Here is a 21,641-nt window from a genome sequence, read left to right on the forward strand (position 1 = left end):
ATTGTTATTAGCCGTTCTTTTTTACCATGGAAATACCGAATGTTCTTCGTTGCAATCTGGGTATTTCCCTGTGCTGGCTGCAGACTGTTTCTGTTTCGAAATAATCAGGTTCCTGCCAGAACCAGTGGTTAGAAGGCACAGTACATGTTTATAACAGATTTTTTTAACATTTTTTACTACGAAAATGCAGCTCACGAGGACTTTGTTGCCTTATTAATTCTCTGCACGGAGCCGCATCAAGGCTCAGGGCTGTTTTTATCAATCATTGACTGGACAGAAATGTCTGATAGTACCCAGTAGTTCATCTTTGCTGAAAGGTTTGGTCAGGTAATGATCGGACCCGGCCACACGGCCTTTCGCCCGGTCAAATAGTCCGTCCTTACTCGATAGCATGATGACAGGGGTTTCCCGGTATGAATGATTGTTCTTGATCAGTGTGCAAGTCTGGTAGCCATCCAGGCGTGGCATCATGATATCAACGAAAATAATGTTGGGCTGGTTTTCAGCAATTTTTGCCAGGGCATCAAAACCATCAGTGGCTGTTACCACTTTACAGCCTTCTTTTGTCAACAACGTTTCTGCGGTTCTGCGAATGGTTTTACTGTCGTCTATCACCATGACTTTCAGTTGCTCAAGACTGACATCCCGCTTCTTATGACTTGCCGGTGATGCAGCGTTTGACTCATAGCTGTTCATGCTTCTGTCCATATACACTCTGATCACCCGAACCCTGATCCTTTGGCTTCAGATGCTTTTATTTTTATTTACCATGAAAATGCTGATCGGATGTCAGTCTTTCCGCTCATGGCAGTTTTTTTGCACCCTTCTCAATCCTGATTGAGAAGAAGAGTATTGATGACTCAAAATTTTTGAACTTTTTTATGTCCATTCTGAAAGGAATTTATTTCATTCAGACTTTCCCATCTTTTAACACAATTTGCCGGTGAATAGCCAGACGGCGAGTGGCTTAATAGCCTGACAAACGGGGGGGAATTCACTAAAGCCAACTCCTTACAAGCCGATGTATTGGGACATCGTTCAACTGAACTGTCTGGCGGAGGGGGATGCTTATGAAATTCAGTCCGATATCGTCTTTGAGGCAGGTGCACCTGCTTCGCCTACCCCGTTTATGCCTGTTGGGCATGTCTCTGGCCGGTAGTGTTTTATTCAGCAGTCTTTCAATGGCAGAGACCCTGAGTGAGGTGATCAATAAGGCTCTGGTCAGCCACCCTCAGGCTCAGGCTGGCTTGAGTCGGTACCGGGCCGCTATTGAAAATATTGATGTAGCCTGGGGAGGTTGGTGGCCTTCTGTCGATGTCACCACAGGGATTGGTAAGCAGAAAAAAGATTATCCAAAAGAAATCACTAGCGACCAGGATGGTGTTACCTTCAACAGGCGAGAGGCCTCTTTTTCTATTAGCCAGAATCTGTTTTCCGGATTTAATACCAGCCGCAGTGTTGACCGGGCTCGACATAGTGCTGCTGCAGAATACCTGCGTCTGAGGAATACTCTGCAGGATCTGACTCTGGACATCACCGATGTCTACCTGAAGGTTCTGGAAAGAAGGGATATGGTGCAGCTGGCCGAAGAGAATCTGGAACTCCACAATTCCATTCTCAAGCAGATCGCCCAGCGCAGCCGTCAGGGTGTTGCCAGAAGTTCAGACCTGAATCAGGTTGAGGGAAGGGTAGCAAGAGCGACAGTGAATGTGATAAACGCCCGCAATAATCTCATGGATGCCGAGAGCGAATATTACAGTCTGGTAGGCGCCATGCCAGGCGATCTGAAGCAGCCAGACACCTACGAGCTGGCTGTTTATGAAAGTTTTGATGAGGCTCTTCAGGCCAGCGTCAACAGGCATCCGGGCATCCTGGCGACGGAGAAGGACATCAAGGCTTCCGAGTCAGAGGAATCTGCGACTGACAGCAGCTTTTTCCCATCATTGGATATCAATATTGATAAGAGCTGGAAACATAATGCAGATGGTCAGCTGGGCACTCACGCAGATACAACGGCTGTACTGAAGCTCAGTTATAACCTTTTTCGTGGCGGTTCTGACAGGGCCCGTTCCAAAGAAAGCGCCTACAGGACCCAAGAGAGCAGGGCCCAACGGGACAGGATGCTGAGGAATGCCGAAGAAACCTTGAGGTTGGCCTGGTCTGCCCGTGAGTTTATTGGCGAGCAGATGGAGCACCTTCGTCTCCATGAAGCATCCAGCAAAAAAACCGTTAAGGCTTACCAGGAGCAGTTCAATATCGGTAAACGAACTCTTTTAGATTTATTGGACAGCGAAAATGAACTTTTCCAGTCCAGCCGCAGTTTGACCAGCGCAGTCTATCAGGAGCTTTTCGCACGATTCCGGATTGTTGCTGCTACCGGTGAGCTTCTCGATAATCTGGAGATTATCCTCCCCGCAGACTGGCAAGAGCAGGATTAACCCTTTCAGTTTGCTGCACCGGAGCGAGCCATTGCTCTGGTGCTGATTTGATCTAATCTCTCCAAGTCGTGATTATACTAATCAAACTTTCCCACTCGTGAAATCTTCTACTAGCCTTACTGGGGAAAATAAACAGGTCTGCTCAACTGGTAAAAGCGGTTCCAGAGGATCATTCAATGAAAATACTTGCTGTAACGGCCTGCCCAACCGGTATTGCTCATACCTATATGGCTGCCGAAAAACTCACCGAAGCTGCACTCAATCAGGGACATGAGATCAAGGTAGAAACCCAGGGGGCTATGGGCATTGAGAACGAAATCACGCCTCAGGATGTAGAAGAGGCTGACGTCGCACTTCTGGCAGTGGATATTACGGTGGATGGTGAGGATCGTTTCAGGGATCTCAGGATCATCAAGGTGCCTGTATCAGAAGCGATCAGGAACCCGGAAGCGGTGATGGCACAATTGGGTCAGGGGTAAAGCGCGGTCAGTACTCGTCCTCGAGGTCGTCCTCAAGGTCATCCTGATTGTCCCAATCATAGAAGTTCTTCAGATGCTCATAATTGAGCATCCACTCCCTCTGTCGCGAGTACTCACCGGCAGCAGTGGGAACGGCGGGGGGGATGACTTTACCAATAAATTCCAGAGGTTCTCCCTCTTGATAGACCTGAAAATCAGTGACTTCCCCTTGGTCTTTGAGGCCTTGTAACCAGTAATGACAGAGGTCAGCCAGGTCGATTGAGATATCAGTTGCCTGATCCAGCCGATTTTTTTCGAATATCAACTGTTTGAGCATCTGATAAATCTCAAGATCCTCTACTGCTATCTGTTTATTAAACCGGCTCATTTCAAGCCTCTCAATATCCCGGACTATTGAGGCTGGAAGACTGTTGGTGAGCCCTGCTTCGGACTGTTCGAAGCCGATATGAAGACGGGGCTGATGGCTGCCAGTGACGTCCATGGCAACTACTTCGGCAACTTTCGGGTGCACATCTTCAAAATCAGTCAGCAGCTTTTGACAACGTTCTCTCTCTGTATCACTGCCGTTGCCTTTGAGGAGCTTAGTGGTATTTGGCGAGGTAGCAGCGAGTCCCACCTGATAGGCATAGATGGCTTCTGTGGGAAACTCCTGGGCTGCAGGATGCTCATACTTTCGCATCAAATTCATGAGTATGGGGAACAACATCGCTTTTCTTGCTGAATGTGCCAAGCTCTGGCGGTTGTCGTTTTGTCCCGGTAATAAAGCCGGAGTCCCGACAGAAGCTTCTTCCATGAGCGGGTCGTCCACCCTTAACAGAACGGCCATATCTCCCTTTGCGTCAAAATCTCTGGCGGGAGTGCCCTCTTGATAAAGTTCTTCTTGATAGTACTTAAGCGTTGCGATCACCGGGTCATTGATCGGAGTCGCCAGATCCGGCTGTGGGTCTTCTTTCAAAGACGCAAGTTTCAGTTTAGAGGTCAACGGGTCAAACAGAAGTTTCTCACTATGGTCATCTGTCTCCGAAAGATGTTGTGGCACTGCATACATACCAGGCCTGTGGCTATCAGGTCTGGAAAACTCTGGTGATTTCTCCAGCAAGGTTGGTTCAATGCGAATACCTCTTCCTTTCAAATTTGGTTGAGGTAAGGGAAGCCCCATGTCCAGCAAAGTTTGCCCGCTGCTTTCCAGTTCCCTTTTTGCTTCGGCGAGGTCCTTTTGCAGAGCGGCTTTTTTTTCTGAGGTGTAATACTGGCTGACTTCCGTAAACGTCTTTGCCAGTGATTCCCTGATTACTCTTGCAGTCTGAGGATCTCCCATGTTCTCGTCGGCAGGGATAATATTGGTCATCTTGCCATTACTGCCAACGTGAATGATCAGAAGAGGAGTCTCGCTACCGTCAGGGATGCCTGAAGCAATCTGTTGGCTCAAGCTGGCTGCAGATCTGGCCAGCGTTGCGCGGGTTTCAAGAGCTTCTACCCTGAAACTTTGCTGAATGAAATGCTTTTCGGCTTCTTCCGGGGTTGTCGGAGAAGGAGTGGCAGGCCCGGGCCTGGTGTTGGGAACAGGTGCGGTTTTTGCTGTTTTTCGCTGTCCCAGAGACGTTTGCGGCAGATGACTCTCTCCCCTGGGAAGCACAGGCCTGGTTTCATCACCTGGTTGACTGCCCGGCCCATTGGGTGGCTCTGAGCCATGAACGGGAGGCTTATGGGGATGGGAAGGAGGTATGCTCATAGTATGTTTCCGTTGAAAACCGGTCAGAGGCCATATTCGTATTGGACTTCCCTGATCGTATTGCGATCAGGACTGATTACATCAAAGTAATCTCTAATACCCTCTCGAATGGCATCTGCTACTTCCTCCTCACTGGCTTCAGGGTGACGATAAATATCGTCAACAAATACGCCGGTGCGAAGAACAGGTAGGGTGGGGTGACCTTCCCGGGCTGCCCAGTGGTTGTATTTGTCCTGTGTAGTAACAAGATTTTTAGCGGTTAGCCGGACACTTTGGAGAAAGTGATCTTTGTTATCAAAATGGACACTAGAACCGTTCGGAGGCACCACATAAATCATGGCGCGGTTCTTCCTGATACCGACCGGACAGTGCTCATCCTTGAAAACGTTGACAAGGACAGTCCCCTGATTTTCCCGTTCGTCGGTGACGAAACCATACATGGCTGCCAGAGGCGTACCATCAGTGAACTCTTTGTTAGAAAAGACAATTTCCGAGAGTCTTTCGCCGTCTTCAATTTCTGAGCGTCCTTCGCCCTCTTCAATTTCTGGGTGTCCTTTATTCACTTCTCCTTTATTCACTTCACCCTCCGGTTTTGCCAAAAAGCCCTGCTGAGCCTTTCTTATGGCTTTTTGCTGGGCAGAGGTGAAAAATTCTCGAAACCGGGCATTTATTCCGTCGGCTTCTTCTCCAAATAGTGAGTCGATAGAACCTGCGTTCACAGAGGCGATATTCCCTGTTTGCCCGTGATCAGCCTCAGTCTCCCTCGTCAGGTAGATATCTGAAAAGTCACCTCCCAGGTTCACGGGTAGCTGGCGCTCTAAGGGCCTGACAAAAATGCTAAGCGGTTCGTTAGGTCCAGTTGGCCTGATGCGGGTGTCTTCATCAGGAATGTCAAAAGGCATAAACGGTCTGGTTGTGGAAGGGGGCATGCGTTTGGAATCATCTTTTGGAATCAAAAGAAACTGACCTTCAGCCGATTGTTTGCCGTCGGGTTCGCCGGGGTTAATTGGTCTTGCCGGAGCCCGAGCGGTGAACTGGTTTTCGTCAATGACCAGTGTGATTTTTGGGATTGGGGGAGTAGGTACAGTGCCACCGTTTTCTTCGATGTCTCTGCTGATATGAATCAGTTTTTCTTTGGTGTTTTCTATCTGTTTTCTGAGTGCAAGTTTCTCTTCGGGACCATTCTTCTGGTCAATCACTGTGAGTTTTTTCTGCAGTGACTCCCTGAGTTTGATGGCTTTTTCCGAGTCGGTTGGCAGCTCAGGGTCTGGCGGTAAAACGGAGGTCATTTTGCCATCTTTTACGTAAACAATTTCAAAAGGCAGGTTATCCTGAAACCATGATGGATCATGAAGGTGATTTTTCAGGTCAGAGATGTAGTCCAGAAAATCGCGCTGGGCCTGAAAGCAAAGAATCTGATTGAACTGTTCATGGTATTCACTCTCCAGCCCGTTTAACAGGCTGAGCCGGGGCGTGGTGAATGTCGGTAGCATTTTGCGGCTGCTGATCGGGGTATCAGGTGCTTCACTGTGACCACCGGGGAGTGCATTGGGTTTTGTGTGCGGTGTGATCTCTCCTGTGCTTGACGAGGAGGGAGTTTGAGACTCGGGCACAAACGGGATGCGAGATCCCGGAGGCTGCGAAGGAGGTATATTTCCGCTACCAGTTGACATAGCTTATTCCCGAATTAGTTGACCTTAAAATGCTTTTCTGTACTCACGAGTGTTTAACTTATTGCTTTGTTATCGGTCGGTAGAAGCAACAAATGAGATAGGGAGATGAAATCGCTATAATGTCGGGCTAAATGAACCCGGCAATGCTCGCAGTCTCCTATATCAGAGGCTGGCAGCACAGGCTGGAAAGGCGGTCAGTTATTCCCGATCGGGCACCGGAGCTGACCAGTCAGGAGCGAAAGCAACCGATAGAGCCGTTGATGAGTAAACAAGATACAGCCTTGAACCAGAAAGAAGCCGTGAGCCAAAAAGACTGTGCTCAGCGATTTATATTTGAGAATGCCGACCTTCGCGGAGAGATTGTCTCTCTTGACAGCAGTCTGACAGAGTCTCTGGCAGCCCATGACTACCCGGTAAATGTCAAGGCGTTGCTGGGAGAGCTGGTGGCTGCTGCCGTCCTGCTCAGCTCGACCCTCAAGTTTGAAGGTATTCTGAGCCTGCAGGCCAAGGGTGATGGTCCCCTGTCGTTGTTGATGGTTGAGTGTACCGATCAGAAAACTTTCCGTGCTCTGGCGCGCTGGGACGAAGAGAATACCGACAAGCTGACCGCAAAAGGCCTGTCAGGTCTTCTGGGGAATGGTCAGCTGGTAATGACCATTGATCCTCACAAAGGTAATCGTTATCAGGGCATTGTGCCTCTGCATCATGAAACCCTTGCAGAAGGTCTGAATGCCTATTTCAAACAATCCGAACAACTGCCAACCCGTTTCTGGTTGGCCAGTAATGGTGATCAGGAAGCAGGTATTCTGTTGCAGGCTTTGCCAGCCAGTATTGAGCAGGAAGAAGATGAGCGTCAGGAATCCTGGCGTCGTATGGTCATGCTGGTGGATACGGCAACCGAAGCAGAGATGCTCGAGCTGGAACACGAGACTCTTTTGCTCAGACTGTTTCATGAAGAAGAAGTACGGGTTTTCGATCGTCAAGCGGTGACCTTCAGCTGCAACTGTTCACGTCCTCGCAGTGCAAAAATACTGGCCAGTCTGGGTCAGGAAGAAGCTGAGTCCATGGTAGCGGATCTCGGAAAGATCGAGATGGGTTGCCAGTTCTGTAGTCAGACTTATACTTTTACGGTACAGGATGTGGCTGAGATCTTCCGGGGTAATGAACCCAAGACGCACTGAATGGCCTCGCAGCTTTTGCGAATCCTCGCTTTGGCCGGAGAACTTCCGGCCAAATCCTCACTCCATTGAACTCAGACAATCAAACTTTAACAGAGAAACAGGCTATTTAAGCGTTTATCTGAACCAATATATCCCCTATCATAGGTGCCCCTTCATCGGTTATCATAGAATCACAAATGCAAACATAACAACTTTTTTTGAAGCTTGGGAGAGCTCTTAATGGCAGAAGTTAGCGCAAATGTTGAGCTGAACAAAGAAGCTCTGGCCAGTCTTGGTATCAGAGACGTGGCGGACATTGTTTACAACCCGTCCTACGAGCTTCTATTTGAAGAGGAGACACGTCCTGAGCTGGAAGGTTATGAGAAAGGCGTGGTAACCGAATTGGGGGCTGTTTCTGTGGACACGGGCATTTTTACCGGCCGTTCCCCTAAAGATAAGTACATAGTAAAAGATGATACGACCCGCGATACTCTGTGGTGGTCTGACCAGGGTAAAAATGACAACAAGGCGATCACCCAGAGCGTCTGGACTGATCTGAAAGGCCTTGTGACCCAGCAGTTATCCGGCAAGCGTCTGTTCGTGATCGACGGTTTCTGTGGTGCCAACGAAGAAACCCGCCTGAGTGTCCGTTTCATCACTGAAGTAGCCTGGCAGGCACACTTCGTTAAGAACATGTTTATTCGTCCTTCGCAAGGAGAGCTGGAAGGTTTCGAACCTGACTTCGTGGTCATGAATGGTGCCAGGTGCACCAATCCAAACTGGCAGGAGCAGGGCCTGAACTCTGAGAACTTCGTAGCCTTTAACCTGACTGAGCGGGTTCAGATTATCGGTGGTACCTGGTACGGTGGCGAGATGAAAAAAGGTATGTTCTCCATTATGAACTACCTGCTGCCACTTAAAGGTATGGCTTCCATGCACTGCTCAGCAAATGTTGGTAAAGACGGCGATGTTGCAATATTCTTCGGCCTGTCCGGCACCGGTAAAACCACCCTGTCTGCTGATCCAAAGCGAGCGTTGGTAGGTGATGATGAGCATGGCTGGGATGACGATGGAGTCTTCAATTTTGAAGGTGGTTGCTACGCCAAGACCATCAATCTGAGTAAGGAAAACGAGCCGGACATCTTCAACGCTATTCGTCGTGATGCGCTGCTTGAGAATGTGACGGTCCTTGAAGACGGTACGATTGATTTTGCCGATGGCTCCAAGACGGAAAACACCCGTGTCTCCTATCCGATTGAACACATTGAAAACATTGTTAAACCTGTCTCAAAAGCAGGTCATGCGAGCAAAGTGATCTTCCTGACGGCTGATGCGTTCGGTGTGCTGCCTCCGGTATCCAGACTGACACCAGAGCAGACCAAGTATCATTTCCTGTCTGGTTTTACAGCCAAGCTGGCCGGTACTGAGCGTGGCATTACTGAGCCAACGCCAACCTTTTCTGCGTGCTTTGGGGCAGCTTTTCTAACCCTGCATCCGACCCGATACGCTCAAGAGCTGGTTAAAAAGATGGAAGCTAATGGTGCCAAGGCTTATCTGGTTAACACCGGTTGGAATGGCACTGGCAAACGTATCTCCATCAAGGCTACCCGTGCCATCATCGATGCCATCATTGATGGCAGCATTGATGAAGCAGAAACAGTGACAGTTCCTTACTTTGGTCTGCAAGTTCCAACTCAGGTTGAAGGGGTGGAAGATGGCATCCTGAATCCTCAGGATACCTATGAAAACAAGGCGGATTGGGATAATAAGGCCCGTGATCTTGCTGATCGCTTTATCACCAACTTCAACAAGTTTACTGATACCGACGAGGGCAAGGCTCTGATCGCCGCTGGCCCGTCACTGGACTGATGCAAATAAAAACTGTCGTTCAATAGGTGTTGTAAATGCTATTGTCCGGCAGTTTTTTTATGCGCGCAGTTTTTCCATAAAAAGGAAAACAGCCCGATGCTATCCGTTATTTTACCTTTCGGAATCATCAATTGGCTGACTATTGGTGAAAGACAGTGATAGGGTAGTTAACCTTTCTCAGGCTAATGAGTCTGGCGATAAAGCCATAATAAAAAAACAAGATTCACCCCGATCTTGTAATAATTCCATCCATTTACTGGAAATTTGATGATTTAGTGCCATCCTGTTGATCTGCTTTTAGTGCAATCTGAGAGAAGCGATTTTTTAACATCACTGGTATGAATACATGCTCTTGATGTAGTTTCTCGATGTCTATTGCATGTTGTTTACACAAGTCAGGCTGCAAGTAATATTTGCATTGCTTAGCGAGTTTTACTGAGCTTGTAAAAATTTAATATGGTCATTAACTGATAGAGTTTTGTTTTATGTTAAAAAAAAGAACTTTGTCTAACGTAGTCCATTTTCTTATATTGCTTCTTGTTTTTTTAATATCGGCAGCAGGCCACTGTGATGAGACTTATCACATGTTTTCCCAGCCTTATGCCCCCCCGTTGATCAATGAGCTGAGGCCACTCCCACCCAATGTTTTGAGCATGATGCTTAATTTTCATGGAATACAGGGCAAGAGTGTAGTGTCGGTGGATTTATCTGGCCATGAGCCTTCAATAAGCTATGAAAAGTTCATGCGCTGGGTAGATACATTTTTCTTATCCGGCCGCTTCAAGGATTATTCCTGGATAGTCAGGCCAGTGACTGATGGGGCTGGCACATCAAAAGAGTCATCAGAGACTGTGCCCAGCAATAGTAATGAGGTGGAAAATGGTGGCCATTCAGAAACACAGCAGTCAGCAGCAGATCCAGACACTCAGCAGTCAGCAGCAGATCCAGACACTCAGCAGTCAGCAGCGGATCCAGACACTCAGCAGTCAGCAGCGGATTCGGGCACTCAGCAGATAGCAGCAGATTCAGACACTCAACAGCCAACGACGGAAAATGAGTCTGTTGTAGACGAAGCTCCTGTTGCTAAGAGAAAAAACGTCAGCAAGCGACGTAACAAAAAAGCGGTTAAAAATTCAGCTAACACTCCCGAGGTTGAGTTGAGGCTACAGGCACTCAAAGTTGAGGCAGCTTTTCAGGGAATAACATGGGAAGAGGTTACCACAGATCATATACCTGAAAATTGTCCTTTGATCGTATGGATGATAATGCATGAAGTTGATGATGCACTAAGGTCTATCCCGAGCTCTGACGAAGCCAATGAGGACTTCTCCGAAATGCTGGCAAAGTTCGACCCGGCATTAGAGCTGGTATTGAGAGCAATGTTGGAGGTAACTGAAGGCAGCAGAATAGCAAAACTCGCCAAGCTCTGGATCAAACATGGGCTCATAAAAAACAACAATCATTTGGATGTTGAAAGTTGGCTGCTCAAGGAAAAGGATTTGTCTTATTTTAACTTTGAAATTGAGGATGTATCTCTGTTTTACGAAAATCGTTTAAGATCATGGGGAAAGGACTACATGATTCACAACGGGGTAACATCTAAACAATTGTATGCTAATAAGTTGAACAAAAAAGATTTCCGTTCGCAGGTATTATGGAACCTTCTTTTTCACTTTAGCGAAATAGAAGGATACATAGAGAATAAATCCCTAGCTGAATTTAAAGTGTTCGAGAACACTATCCTGTCTGTTTTAGATGATTTGTTCCGAGAGACCAACAATATGAAGCACACTGAATTGGCTCTGATGGTATTATGGCTCGACATGGAAATTGACAGATGCAATATCGATTTTAATTGGAGGGATAAACTCTGTGAACTCAGGATAGACAGAAGTAGTGCTGCAGGCTTGAAGCGTCGGCAAAAAAAATCACTATCCAGCCATGCTGCCAAAAAGCGTAAATCAGAGGATGATGATAAAGATAAAGGAGAGGTAAAACGCAAGCGTTCTAAAGACACGGATGAAAACCCTGTTTCAACCAAGTCAGGGCGTAAAGTCGTTGTTCCAGTGCGATTCAAGGAATAGATTTGCACAGAAGTTAAGGCTGCCTCTTTCACAAACAGACAAAGAAGGATTAAGATAACGCTGGTCGTTTTATCACTAACTTCAGCAAGTCTACTGATACCAAAGAAGGCAAGGTCCTGTACGCTGAAGACCTGCCGCTGGACTGATGTAAAAAACTGTCGTTCAATAGGTGCTTTGGTGAGCAGTTGTCCGGCAGTTTTTTGCCGGGAGCTTTTGTACAGCAAGGAAGGTCCACAGAAAGGAAGACAACTCGCTGCCATCCGTTATAATTCGCCTTTTCGATAAATTCAAAGCTAACAATTGAGTGGGTTTTATGGAGATCATCTTTCAGCGTATTGCTGAAGAGCTGAACGTTCGTCCTGCGCAGGTCACCAGTGCTGTTGCGCTGCTGGATGATGGCGCTACAGTCCCTTTTATTGCCCGTTACCGTAAAGAGGCTACTGGTGCTCTTGATGATACCCAACTGCGTACGCTGGAAGAGCGTCTGAGGTATCTTCGTGAGCTGGAGGAGCGTCGTGAAACGGTTCTGAACAGTATTCGGGATCAGGAAAAACTGACGCCTGAACTGGAAAAGGATATTCGTGCTGCGGACACTAAAACCCGCCTTGAAGATCTTTATCTTCCTTACAAGCCGAAGCGCCGTACTAAAGGTCAGATCGCCATTGAAGCCGGTCTGGAGCCACTGGCTGATCGATTGTTCAACGAGCCGGATACTGATCCGGAAGCAGCCGCCGCTGATTTCGTAGATGCTGATAAAGGCGTTGCTGACAGCAAGGCGGCACTGGAAGGCGCACGCTACATTCTAATGGAAAGGTTCAGTGAAGACGCCGAGCTGCTGGGTAAACTCAGGGATATGCTATGGAGCCAGGGTGTTCTTTCCAGCCGTGGTGTTGAGGGTAAGGAAGAAGAGGGAGCGAAATTCCGGGATTACTTTGAGCACGATGAGCCGATCAAACAGGTTCCTTCTCATCGCGCCCTAGCTATTTTTCGTGGCCGCAATGAAGGTGTGCTCCAGTCTGGCATTCGTCTCGAGAATGAACCTGAGTCGCGCCTGGAAACACATCCCTGCGAAAAAGTCATTGCTGATCACTGGGATATTTCAGATCAGGGCAGAGCGGCTGACAAGTGGCTTAAAGATGTCGTGCGCTGGACCTGGAGAGTTAAGCTCCTTACTCAGCTTGAAACCGATTTGATGACCCGTGTCCGTGAAAGTGCAGAGGAAGAAGCGATCAAGGTGTTTGCCAAGAACCTTAAAGATCTGCTTTTGGCAGCCCCTGCAGGTCTGCGCCCAACCCTGGGTCTTGATCCGGGTTTGCGTACGGGTGTCAAAGTGGCTGTCGTCGACGCTACGGGCAAACTGGTAGAACACACCACCATCTTCCCTCATGCTCCTCAGCGCCAATGGAAAGAAGCTCTGGGAACTCTGGCCACTCTCTGTCTGACACACGGTGTTGAGCTGGTCAGTATTGGCAACGGCACAGCATCCCGTGAAACGGATCGTCTCGTTGCTGAGCTGATGAGAGCTTATCCAAAACTGGGGTTGACGAAAATTGTCGTCAGTGAAGCCGGGGCGTCGGTTTATTCTGCTTCTGAACTGGCAGCTCGTGAATTTCCTGACCTGGATGTTTCTATCCGTGGTGCAGTATCTATTGCCCGTCGTCTGCAAGACCCACTGGCTGAGCTGGTTAAGATTGAACCTAAAGCGATTGGTGTGGGCCAGTATCAGCACGATGTCAGTCAGACTCAGCTGTCACGCTCTCTGGAAGCAGTCGTTGAAGACTGTGTAAACGCTGTCGGCGTTGATGTAAATACAGCTTCCAGTGCCTTGCTGACTCGTGTGTCCGGTTTGAACAGAACACTGGCAGATAACATCGTTGCTTTCCGTGACCAGAACGGTGTGTTTTCTGATCGTGAAGCGCTCAAGAAAGTGGGTCGTTTTGGTCCCAAAGCCTTTGAACAGGCAGCAGGTTTCCTGCGCGTCATGAAGGGGGAAAACCCACTGGATGCTTCAGCGGTTCACCCTGAGTCTTATCCTGTTGTGGAGAAGATTGCCCGTCAGTCTGAGCGTGCAGTGCATGGCCTGATTGGCGATTCCCTGTTCCTGAGGTCTCTGGATCCCAAAACATTTACGGATGAAAGCTTTGGTCTGCCCACCGTGACCGACATTATTTCTGAACTGGATAAGCCGGGACGTGACCCCCGTCCGGAATTCAAGGCGCCAGAATTCCAGGAAGGCGTTGAAAAAATCAGTGACCTGAAGCTGAACATGGAGCTGGAAGGCGTTGTCACCAATGTAACCAACTTTGGTGCTTTTGTTGATGTCGGTGTTCATCAGGACGGTCTGGTTCATATTTCTGCGCTGTCCAATAAGTTTGTAAAAGATCCCGCTGAAGTGGTTAAGGCCGGTGATATCGTCAAGGTGAAAGTCATGGAAGTAGACGTCCAGCGCAAGCGCATTGGACTCTCTATGCGCATGAATGACAAAGCGGAAGAAGTGACTCAGGCCAGTCGGCAACCTCGTGGTGAACGTTCCGGTGGCACAAAGCCTCAGAGTCGTGGTAGCAAAAGAAACAACCATCAGGCTAAAAAAGAGCAGTCCGCCGGGTCTTTTGCTGACCTTTTTGCCAATGCTAAAAAGCTGAGAAAGTAAATAGGCAACAGGAGCAGCCCCCAGGAGGCTGCTCAAGGTCTCGAAGGTTTCGCGGTCATTCGATGGGTGCAAGGCCGATTCTAACGTTATATAGTCCGCCCTAAGAAATGATTACCGCCTTCTGCAATGCTCGCAGGCTCCTAGGCGACCCCTTAGCGAGGACGGCAGAGTGTTGATCTCGAAAAAACGCATCTGGATTGGAATTGTATTTTGACTAGCCAGTATGAGTGTCGTCTGCAACTACTACAGCAGTCGTCCAACCAAAACCTGCTCAGTGGTATACAACACGGAATCGAACGTGAAGGCTTGCGGGTATCGGCTGATGCACGTTTGTCGCAGTTTTCTCATCCGGAAGTGCTGGGTAAGACCCTGACGCACCCCTATATTACGACTGACTACTCTGAAGCTTTGCTGGAGTTCATCACTCCGGTCTACTGCAAGGTGGAAGATGTTATGAAATTTCTGGAAGAGCTGCATAGCTACACCTGCAAAAACCTTGATGGTGAATTGCTCTGGGCGGGCAGTATGCCAGCTCTGCTGGAAGGTGAGCAGAGCATTCCTATTGCCCGTTATGGTGACTCCAATTCAGGCAAAATGAAGACGATCTACCGTGAAGGGCTGGCGCATCGATATGGCAAGGCGATGCAGACTATTGCCGGCATTCACTATAACTTTTCCTTGCCAGAATCATTCTGGCAGTTGTTGTCTGATGCTGAATCTTCAGATCGTTCTCTGGAAGATTTCCAGTCAGAATCCTATTTGGCAATGATCAGAAACTTTCGTCGTTATTCCTGGCTGCTGATGTATCTTTTCGGCGCTTCGCCCGCTGTCAGCAAGAGTTTTTTTACTCAGGAAAAAGCCTTCGAGTCGTTGGCACAGCTGGATGAAGACACCTTGTATTTACCCTGGGCAACTTCTTTGAGAATGAGTGATCTTGGCTATACCAATAATGCCCAGTCATCCTTGAGTATTTGTTACAACACTCTGGGAGAGTATGTTTCCAGTCTTGCTAAAGCCATTAAAACGCCCTATCAGCCTTATGAAGAAATCGGACTCAAAAATGGCGATCGTTATCTACAGCTGAATACTAACCTGCTCCAGATTGAGAACGAATATTACAGCAACATTCGACCCAAGCGAATTGCCAAACGGGGTGAGAAGCCTCTGACCGCATTGTCGAACTATGGTGTTGAATACATTGAAGTGCGCTGCATGGACATCAATCCCATGGAGCCACTGGGTTTGTCTTCGGCTGATGCTGCTTTTCTGGACGTGTTCCTGGTGTTTGTCGCATTGATAGACAGTCCTGAAATTGATCATGCAGAGTGTCAGAGAGTGACTGAGAACTTTGCCCTGACGGTTTCAGAAGGAAGACGTCCCGGACTGAAGTTAAATGATGAGCAGGGTCCGGTCCCTCTGACTGACTGGGGATTGTGTTTAATCGACATGATGGTGCCCGTTGCCCAGATGCTGGATAAGGCAAATGAGTCTCATCTCTTCTCGGAATCTCTGGCTCAACAGAGAGCGAAGCTGCTGAATGCTGAGAATACACCTTCAGCCAGAATCCTGCAGGCACTGAAAAACAGCGGAGACAGTTATATTGATTGGATGCTCAAGCAGTCTGAAGCACACGCCCGCTATTTCAGTCAGCAAAATATTCAGCCTGAAAGGTTGGAGTATTTTGGGCGCATAGCCGCCGAATCAAGGGAGCATCAGGAGCGATTGAAAGCTTCTGATACGACGCATTTTGATGAGTTTCTGAAACGTTATTTTGAATCTGAATGATTCGTAATTTTTTGAAAAACCGGATCTGGTGAGTAAGCAAATGACCATCAGATCCCATCATATTCTCTCACGAACGGGGCTTTTTTCTGACCAGAAAAAGCTTTCTTACCTAGGTAAAAGTTGTTTTTTACTGGTTACTTCTATTTTGTTTTACCGTGAAAAAATTTTCACCCGTGAGGGAGACAAAAAACTGTTTCAGCTGCTCATGGCTGATTTACGCGATCGATCAAGCTCTGTTTTTTGAATCGCTCTGGAACTCACCGAACGGGAGTCAGAATCCCATTTTTTTGACTGCTTTATTAAATAATTTTTTTGAATCAAGGCAGGCCCTTTTATCTTTTATAGAATTAAAAAACCCTAAAAACCCTGAAAAAAACGACTTTTGGTGCGATCGTACAAATATAATCAAGATCGAAATTGACTGTAAATTGAAATTACCTCTTGCCGCAAAAAATCCACTGTCATAACCTAGCAACTGAGTCGCCGTTTCCAAGGGGCGAGAAAGTGATCCCGTTTCAAGTAGATGAGATCCAAACGAAGAGGAATAGTCATGCTGGAGGGGTGCAAAACGGCCAGAGAACGTTGGGGTGGCGTATCGGAAATCATTGACCGCTGGCTAAACGAGCGGCAAGCGCTGATCGTTCTCTACTGCTCAATCAATGGAGTGAATCAATTTCACGATGATAAAAGACCTGTTGCAAACAAACTGAAAGAAATGTGCCAGATTCTGGTTGATTATGTTTCAGCGGGTCATTTCGAAGTTTACGAACAACTGATTCAGGAAGGTATTGATTTTGACGATGGGGGAGTAGAAATGGCACAGTCCATTTTGCCGAAACTGGAAAAAAATACGCAGGCTTGTCTGGATTTTAATGACGGTTGTGAGTCCCTCAGCAGTGTCATTATGCTGCAGACCCACCTGTCCGAACTGGGTGAAGCTTTAGAAGAACGGTTTTCTCTGGAAGACCAGATGATTGAAGTGCTTCACGAATCCCACAGAGAATTGCTTGCCTCGCAATAATACCGCTGGCAGATAGTCCGAATATCTGCCAGCAGTATTAAGGAAACTGCTCAACCTGCGGTGGTCTGATTACTTCTTTTTCCCTTCTTTTCCCTGCGAGTCTTTTTTCACACTCAGCAACTCAACTTTAAAAATCAGCACCTCATTAGGCCCAATCCTTCCGGGAATACCTCCGGGACCATAAGCAAGCTCTGATGGAATATAAAGCTCCCAAACGGAACCTTCCTGCATCTGTTTCAGACCTTCAGTCCAGCCTTTGATGACCTGATTCAGTTTGAACGTTGCCGGTTGGTTTCTGCTGTAAGAACTATCAAAGACTTTGCCATCCAGAAGGTGTCCTTCGTAATGGACAGTCACTTCACTGTTCTCTGTTGGTTTGATGCCTCGACCGCTCTTAATCACTTTGTACTGAAGGCCACTTGCCAGTGTTTTGATACCCGACTTTTTGGCGTTATCTTTCAGGAAAGCCTGACCCTTTTCAAGGTTCTTTTTTGCCTCCTCTGCCAGTTGAGCCTGATGCTTTTTCTCCTGATCCTTACGAGCCTTTTCGATCAGCCTGAACATTTCCTGCTTGTCAAAAGCCAGTGGTTTGTTCTCCAGAGTATCCTCAACTCCCCGGGACAATGCGTCCGCGTTAATACCCTCAAACTGCTTAAGTTGCTCGGCTAAAATTGCACCCAGACTGTAGCTTAGTTTGTCTGCTTCTGTTTCCAGAGCAGCAATTGACTGCAGGGAAAAGGACATCAGAACGATGCCAGTAAGCACTTTTAGTGTCATGAAGTTTCTCTTTTTATTTTGAAAGTGCAGCTCTTTCTGACGTTGCAGTTATTGGTGTCATGTTCCGACCAAGCTGCACTTCCGGCTCATGGCTATTTGTGTTAGCTCGACTCACGAAGGGTCAGATTTTTTTTTGGTACAAGTGTTTCTCTATCTTTCTGCAAACACAGAGAGATAGCAAGTGTTATGGAACATTACTTTTACAAAAAGGCCTTAAATTAAAGGGTTAAATGACTTTCGCCGATGATAAAACGAAAGACGACAAGTTTTTTTTGAAGGAAAAAAAATAATTTTATATAAAAAAATGCATAAAAAAATTTGCAGTCGTGTGATAAGCACTCTATTTTCTAATTAAAACTGGATATAAATTATTCAGCTTTTATATAGAAGTACTTCTAAAGGCAATGACGAGGGATGACCAAATGCCTGTAGCTAAAAGGAAACCAGCCGCTAAGAAGGCTGTAAAAAAACCAGCCGCTAAAAAAACTGTGGCAAAAAAGCCAGCAGCTAAAAAACCAGTCGTTAAAAAAACTGCAGCGAAAAAAACCACTCGCAAGGTAGATCCGGTTAAGAAACTGGAAAAAGAAATTGAAGCACTCAAGAAGAAATTGGATAAGGCTAAGGAGTCTTTGAAGAAAGCAAAGACAAAAGCCAAAGCTGACGCCAAGAAAAAAGCTCCGGCTAAAAAGGCTGCTGCTAAAAAGAAAACGGTAGCGAAAAAAACCACTGCCAAGAAAAAGGCCCCAGCTCGTAAAGCAGCTGCCAAAAAAACGGTTGCTAAGAAAAAGGCACCGGCTCGTAAAGCAGCAGCCAAGAAGGCTGTAGTTAAGAAAAAAGCCCCAGCTCGCAAGACCGCTGTTAAGGCTCCAGCCAAGAAAAAAGCCAAGAGCTAATCGCTACAGCGGTATATGCAGGAGAGGGAGCCTCTCCTGCAATAATTCTAAATATCTCTCTCCCTCTCGCCATCTGTCTGCGAGTACTTTTTTGTGGCAATGATTCCGTTGCCACTTTTTTGGAAATAACCTGACCCGAATTTTGACCTCGAATTGCCTGATCACTCTGCATGATATTAACGTCTCGTTGTATAGAAATCCCTGTATCCGCAGTGGTTTGATATTCCCGTAGGAATGCCAGTGAAACAGTGTTTATAATGCGCGCCATGATTAATTTGAACTCAGTCAGTTTATTGCGCTCTGGCAAGGTTTTGCTGGAAGAAACCAGTGCAATAATTCATCACGGCCAGCATGTTGGGCTGGTAGGAGCCAATGGGTGTGGCAAGTCGAGTCTGCTGGCCCTGATTATGGGAAACCTGCAAGCGGACAAGGGCGATGTCAGTATCGACACCGGTCGCGGGATTGCTCACATGGCTCAGGAGGTTCTGGCTCTGGACCAGAGAGCCGTCGATTATGTGTTGGATGGAGATGAGACACTTCGGAAAATAGAAAAAGCCATTGAGCGTGCCGAACGAGACGAAGAGCACGGCAATCTTGCTGAACTTCACGAAAAGCTGCTTCAGGCAGATGGCTATACGGCGCGTTCTCGCGCTGAACAATTGCTCCATGGTCTTGGATTTTCCCATGAACAAATTGAGCGTAGCGTAAAAGATTTCTCTGGTGGTTGGAGAATGAGATTGAATCTGGCTCGTACCCTCATGTGTCCTTCAGACTTACTGTTCCTTGATGAGCCAACCAACCACCTTGACCTGGATGCCATTGTCTGGCTGGAAAGTTTCCTTAAACGTTATCAGGGCACACTGATTATTATCTCTCACGACCGTGATTTTCTGGATGCAGTGATTGATATCACCCTTCATATCGAGCATCAGAAACTGAATACCTATCGTGGCAATTATTCTGCTTTTGAACGCATGCGTTCTGAACGTCTTCAGCAACAGCAGGCTGCTTTTGAAAAGCAACAAAAGCAGCGTGCTCACATGGAGAAGTTTGTTGAACGGTTTCGTGCTAAAGCGACCAAGGCCAAACAGGCACAGAGTCGCTTGAAAGCGCTGGCCAGGCTGGAAGAAATAGCACCGGCTCATGTCGATTCGCCTTTCAGCTTCAGCTTTCCTGATCCTGAAAAAATATCTTCACCGCTGTTGACCCTGGAAAAAGCCGAACTGGGTTATGAAGGCAGCACACTTATCAAACTGAAAATGAATATCCTGCCTGGCAGTCGCATCGGTTTGTTGGGGGCTAATGGCGCGGGTAAGTCAACCCTGATCAGGACACTGGCAGGAGAGTTACCCCTGGTAGCTGGCCAGAGGCATGATGGAGAGCACCTGAGAGTGGGATACTTCGCCCAGCATCAATTGGAAAAGCTGGATGCCGATGCCAGCCCATTGCTTCATTTACAACGAATGTCGCCTGAGGCGCGGGAACAAGAGTTGAGAAACTTTCTGGGTGGCTTTGGTTTTCATGGTGACAAGGCCCTGGAAACGATTGCAGGCTTTTCTGGCGGTGAACAGGCGAGGCTGGCATTGGCAATAGTAGCCTGGCAAAAGCCTAACCTGTTATTGCTTGATGAACCGACCAACCATCTTGATCTTGAGATGCGTCATGCCCTGACTATGGCTCTACAGACGTTCGAAGGAGCCGTGATACTGGTGTCGCACGATCGTAGTCTCCTGCGCAGTACTACAGATGATCTTTTTCTGGTTCATGATGGCCGGGTTGAAGCTTTTCAAGGTGATCTGGAAGATTACAGCCTCTGGTTGACTCAGCAGCGCCAAGAAGATAAATCAGAAACCCTTTCTGAAACGGTTCAATTGGCGCACTCTGCACAAGCCCGCAAAGAGCAGAAGCGTCTTGAGGCAGAGCGTCGCAAACAACTCAGGCCGATGAAAAAGAAAGTGGAGTTTCTGGAGCAAAAACTGGAGAAGCAACAATCTTTGCTGGCGGATTTGGAGTCTGAGCTGGCCAGTCCGGAACTCTATGAAAGTTCAGAAAAAGAGCGTTTGAAATCTTTGTTGGATCAGCAGGCTCAATACAAAAAAACGATTGCACAAATCGAAGAAGATTGGATGGAAATGCTGGAGCAACTGGAAGCAATGGAAAGTGAGTAGGCATCTTTTGCCGCCTGATAATCATCAGGCGGCATAATCAGGGAATGTCATACAGAGGAGCAGGAGTTTTCAGAGATCGATCGTAGTCTTTCTCGCAACCCTTTTTGCCTGGCGCAAAATGGGCAGGGACTCCATTCCGGAAAAGCGGGTCATGAATCTGAAGTATGACCTTATTATGCTTGCTCGTATGCCACTTCTTCAGCTTCGTCGGATACACTGTCCAGTTTGCCCAGCAAACTACCCACCCTTTCGCTCCAGGAGCTCAGTTCCTGTTTGAGATGAGTGTTTTCATCTTCCAGACGGGTATTGGTTGAACGCAATTCCTCTAGCTCCATTCGAGTGAGTTCAAGTTTGTCGATCAGGTTCTGAAGTTTGTTTTCAAGTTGGCCTAAGGATTCAATGGACATAATTGTTACTTTTTCACCAGGAATAGTTCGGACGAAATCAGCTTGTCTGTAACCAACAGCCGCCAGCCTGTTTTGTAAGCAGCAGTCCGGCAGGCACCTGTGCAAGTTAAGGGTGGTTTTTGCACTGGCTCTACGATAGCACATACTTCTGGCTAAGTTCAGATAAGTTACTTATATGCAGGCTATACTTGCGAAGTAATTACAAAAGATTGCGAGTGATAGGGGAATGTTTATGACTCTGTTCTGAATTGAATCTATCGCTACTGAAATGCTTTAAAAACGACGATCATTTTATAATGCCCGGGCAGTCTGCTACCGACATACCGATCGTCTCTTCAAATTCTTTTCCAAAGAGGCTTTTGCGACAGCCTCCAAAGTCGGGACAGCAGGGACGTGTTCGCGGTAATTGAGACCTTGGCGTGGTCTAGCGGAGTTTTAATGACGCCAGTTAGAAATTTTGATGCTTTTCAGAGTTGCACAGGACAGCCAAGTGGGTCCTGTGCGA

15 protein-coding genes are annotated in these 21,641 nt (G+C 47.4%); 10 read left to right on the forward strand and 5 right to left on the reverse strand.

Annotated features, from left to right (window positions below; all coding sequences use genetic code 11):
* Positions 1–258 precede the first annotated feature (258 nt).
* A complete protein-coding gene (locus ACOMHB_RS24945; RefSeq protein ID WP_448218777.1) occupies positions 259–696 on the reverse strand; it encodes a response regulator in 438 nt (145 codons plus the stop codon).
* A gap of 485 nt (positions 697–1,181) precedes the next feature.
* Between ACOMHB_RS24945 and ACOMHB_RS24950 the strand changes: the two genes are divergently transcribed.
* Positions 1,182–2,438: a TolC family outer membrane protein gene (locus tag ACOMHB_RS24950; RefSeq protein ID WP_448218778.1), complete on the forward strand. Its 1,257-nt coding sequence runs from the start codon at positions 1,182–1,184 to the stop codon at positions 2,436–2,438.
* Positions 2,439–2,614: 176 nt separating this feature from the next.
* Positions 2,615–2,917, forward strand: coding sequence for a PTS fructose transporter subunit IIB (locus tag ACOMHB_RS24955; RefSeq protein WP_422135810.1), 303 nt, complete (start codon positions 2,615–2,617; stop codon positions 2,915–2,917).
* A gap of 7 nt (positions 2,918–2,924) precedes the next feature.
* Here ACOMHB_RS24955 and ACOMHB_RS24960 read toward each other — a convergent pair whose 3' ends face one another.
* Both ACOMHB_RS24960 and ACOMHB_RS24965 read right to left on the reverse strand, forming a co-directional pair.
* Positions 2,925–4,649, reverse strand: a complete 1,725-nt coding sequence (locus tag ACOMHB_RS24960; RefSeq protein ID WP_448218779.1) for a hypothetical protein — start codon at positions 4,647–4,649, stop codon at positions 2,925–2,927.
* 23 nt (positions 4,650–4,672) lie between these two features.
* Complete coding sequence (locus ACOMHB_RS24965; RefSeq protein WP_448218780.1) at positions 4,673–6,142, reverse strand: hypothetical protein; 1,470 nt, start codon at positions 6,140–6,142, stop codon at positions 4,673–4,675.
* A 323-nt stretch (positions 6,143–6,465) separates the two neighbouring features.
* On the opposite strand from ACOMHB_RS24965, the gene hslO reads away from it, so the two are divergent.
* From hslO to rsd, 6 genes are all read left to right on the forward strand, one after another.
* Positions 6,466–7,503 (forward strand): Hsp33 family molecular chaperone HslO, encoded by a 1,038-nt coding sequence (hslO, locus tag ACOMHB_RS24970; protein ID WP_448218781.1) that lies wholly within the window; start codon positions 6,466–6,468, stop codon positions 7,501–7,503.
* A gap of 219 nt (positions 7,504–7,722) precedes the next feature.
* Positions 7,723–9,351, forward strand: a complete 1,629-nt coding sequence (gene pckA / locus ACOMHB_RS24975) for a phosphoenolpyruvate carboxykinase (ATP) (protein ID WP_448218782.1) — start codon at positions 7,723–7,725, stop codon at positions 9,349–9,351.
* 584 nt (positions 9,352–9,935) lie between these two features.
* Positions 9,936–11,435 (forward strand): hypothetical protein, encoded by a 1,500-nt coding sequence (locus ACOMHB_RS24980; protein WP_448218783.1) that lies wholly within the window; start codon positions 9,936–9,938, stop codon positions 11,433–11,435.
* Between the two features lie 313 nt (positions 11,436–11,748).
* A complete protein-coding gene (locus ACOMHB_RS24985) occupies positions 11,749–14,085 on the forward strand; it encodes a Tex family protein (RefSeq protein ID WP_448218784.1) in 2,337 nt (778 codons plus the stop codon).
* Positions 14,086–14,295: 210 nt separating this feature from the next.
* Positions 14,296–15,870 carry a glutamate--cysteine ligase gene (gshA, locus tag ACOMHB_RS24990; RefSeq protein WP_422135804.1) on the forward strand — a complete coding sequence of 525 codons (1,575 nt, stop codon included), beginning with the start codon at positions 14,296–14,298 and terminating at the stop codon, positions 15,868–15,870.
* A 550-nt stretch (positions 15,871–16,420) separates the two neighbouring features.
* Positions 16,421–16,891: a sigma D regulator gene (rsd, locus tag ACOMHB_RS24995; RefSeq protein WP_422135803.1), complete on the forward strand. Its 471-nt coding sequence runs from the start codon at positions 16,421–16,423 to the stop codon at positions 16,889–16,891.
* 69 nt (positions 16,892–16,960) lie between these two features.
* Here the strand turns inward: rsd and bamJ are convergent, their stop codons facing one another.
* Positions 16,961–17,668: a BamJ family beta-barrel-assembly machinery protein gene (gene bamJ / locus ACOMHB_RS25000; RefSeq protein WP_448218785.1), complete on the reverse strand. Its 708-nt coding sequence runs from the start codon at positions 17,666–17,668 to the stop codon at positions 16,961–16,963.
* Between the two features lie 422 nt (positions 17,669–18,090).
* Between bamJ and ACOMHB_RS25005 the strand changes: the two genes are divergently transcribed.
* Together ACOMHB_RS25005 and ACOMHB_RS25010 are read left to right on the forward strand one after the other, a co-directional pair.
* Positions 18,091–18,561: a hypothetical protein gene (locus ACOMHB_RS25005; protein WP_422135801.1), complete on the forward strand. Its 471-nt coding sequence runs from the start codon at positions 18,091–18,093 to the stop codon at positions 18,559–18,561.
* A gap of 257 nt (positions 18,562–18,818) precedes the next feature.
* Positions 18,819–20,729 carry an ATP-binding cassette domain-containing protein gene (locus ACOMHB_RS25010; RefSeq protein WP_448218786.1) on the forward strand — a complete coding sequence of 637 codons (1,911 nt, stop codon included), beginning with the start codon at positions 18,819–18,821 and terminating at the stop codon, positions 20,727–20,729.
* A 173-nt stretch (positions 20,730–20,902) separates the two neighbouring features.
* On the opposite strand, the gene ACOMHB_RS25015 is transcribed toward ACOMHB_RS25010, so the two are convergent.
* Positions 20,903–21,136 carry a cell division protein ZapB gene (locus tag ACOMHB_RS25015; protein WP_317144590.1) on the reverse strand — a complete coding sequence of 78 codons (234 nt, stop codon included), beginning with the start codon at positions 21,134–21,136 and terminating at the stop codon, positions 20,903–20,905.
* Positions 21,137–21,641: the final 505 nt, after the last annotated feature.

The sequence above is a fragment of the Endozoicomonas sp. 2B-B genome, assembly GCF_053470045.1.

Excerpts from the sequence above, each read along its gene's own strand:
- ACOMHB_RS24945 (WP_448218777.1), bottom strand. The coding sequence starts at position 696 with ATGAACAGCTATGAGTCAAACGCTGCATCACCGGCAAGTCATAAGAAG.
- ACOMHB_RS24950 (WP_448218778.1), top strand. The coding sequence starts at position 1,182 with ATGGCAGAGACCCTGAGTGAGGTGATCAATAAGGCTCTGGTCAGCCAC.
- ACOMHB_RS24955 (WP_422135810.1), top strand. The coding sequence starts at position 2,615 with ATGAAAATACTTGCTGTAACGGCCTGCCCAACCGGTATTGCTCATACC.
- ACOMHB_RS24960 (WP_448218779.1), bottom strand. The coding sequence starts at position 4,649 with ATGAGCATACCTCCTTCCCATCCCCATAAGCCTCCCGTTCATGGCTCA.
- ACOMHB_RS24965 (WP_448218780.1), bottom strand. The coding sequence starts at position 6,142 with ATGCTACCGACATTCACCACGCCCCGGCTCAGCCTGTTAAACGGGCTG.
- hslO (WP_448218781.1), top strand. The coding sequence starts at position 6,466 with ATGCTCGCAGTCTCCTATATCAGAGGCTGGCAGCACAGGCTGGAAAGG.
- pckA (WP_448218782.1), top strand. The coding sequence starts at position 7,723 with ATGGCAGAAGTTAGCGCAAATGTTGAGCTGAACAAAGAAGCTCTGGCC.
- ACOMHB_RS24980 (WP_448218783.1), top strand. The coding sequence starts at position 9,936 with ATGTTTTCCCAGCCTTATGCCCCCCCGTTGATCAATGAGCTGAGGCCA.
- ACOMHB_RS24985 (WP_448218784.1), top strand. The coding sequence starts at position 11,749 with ATGGAGATCATCTTTCAGCGTATTGCTGAAGAGCTGAACGTTCGTCCT.
- rsd (WP_422135803.1), top strand. The coding sequence starts at position 16,421 with ATGCTGGAGGGGTGCAAAACGGCCAGAGAACGTTGGGGTGGCGTATCG.
- bamJ (WP_448218785.1), bottom strand. The coding sequence starts at position 17,668 with ATGACACTAAAAGTGCTTACTGGCATCGTTCTGATGTCCTTTTCCCTG.
- ACOMHB_RS25005 (WP_422135801.1), top strand. The coding sequence starts at position 18,091 with ATGCCTGTAGCTAAAAGGAAACCAGCCGCTAAGAAGGCTGTAAAAAAA.
- ACOMHB_RS25010 (WP_448218786.1), top strand. The coding sequence starts at position 18,819 with ATGCGCGCCATGATTAATTTGAACTCAGTCAGTTTATTGCGCTCTGGC.
- ACOMHB_RS25015 (WP_317144590.1), bottom strand. The coding sequence starts at position 21,136 with ATGTCCATTGAATCCTTAGGCCAACTTGAAAACAAACTTCAGAACCTG.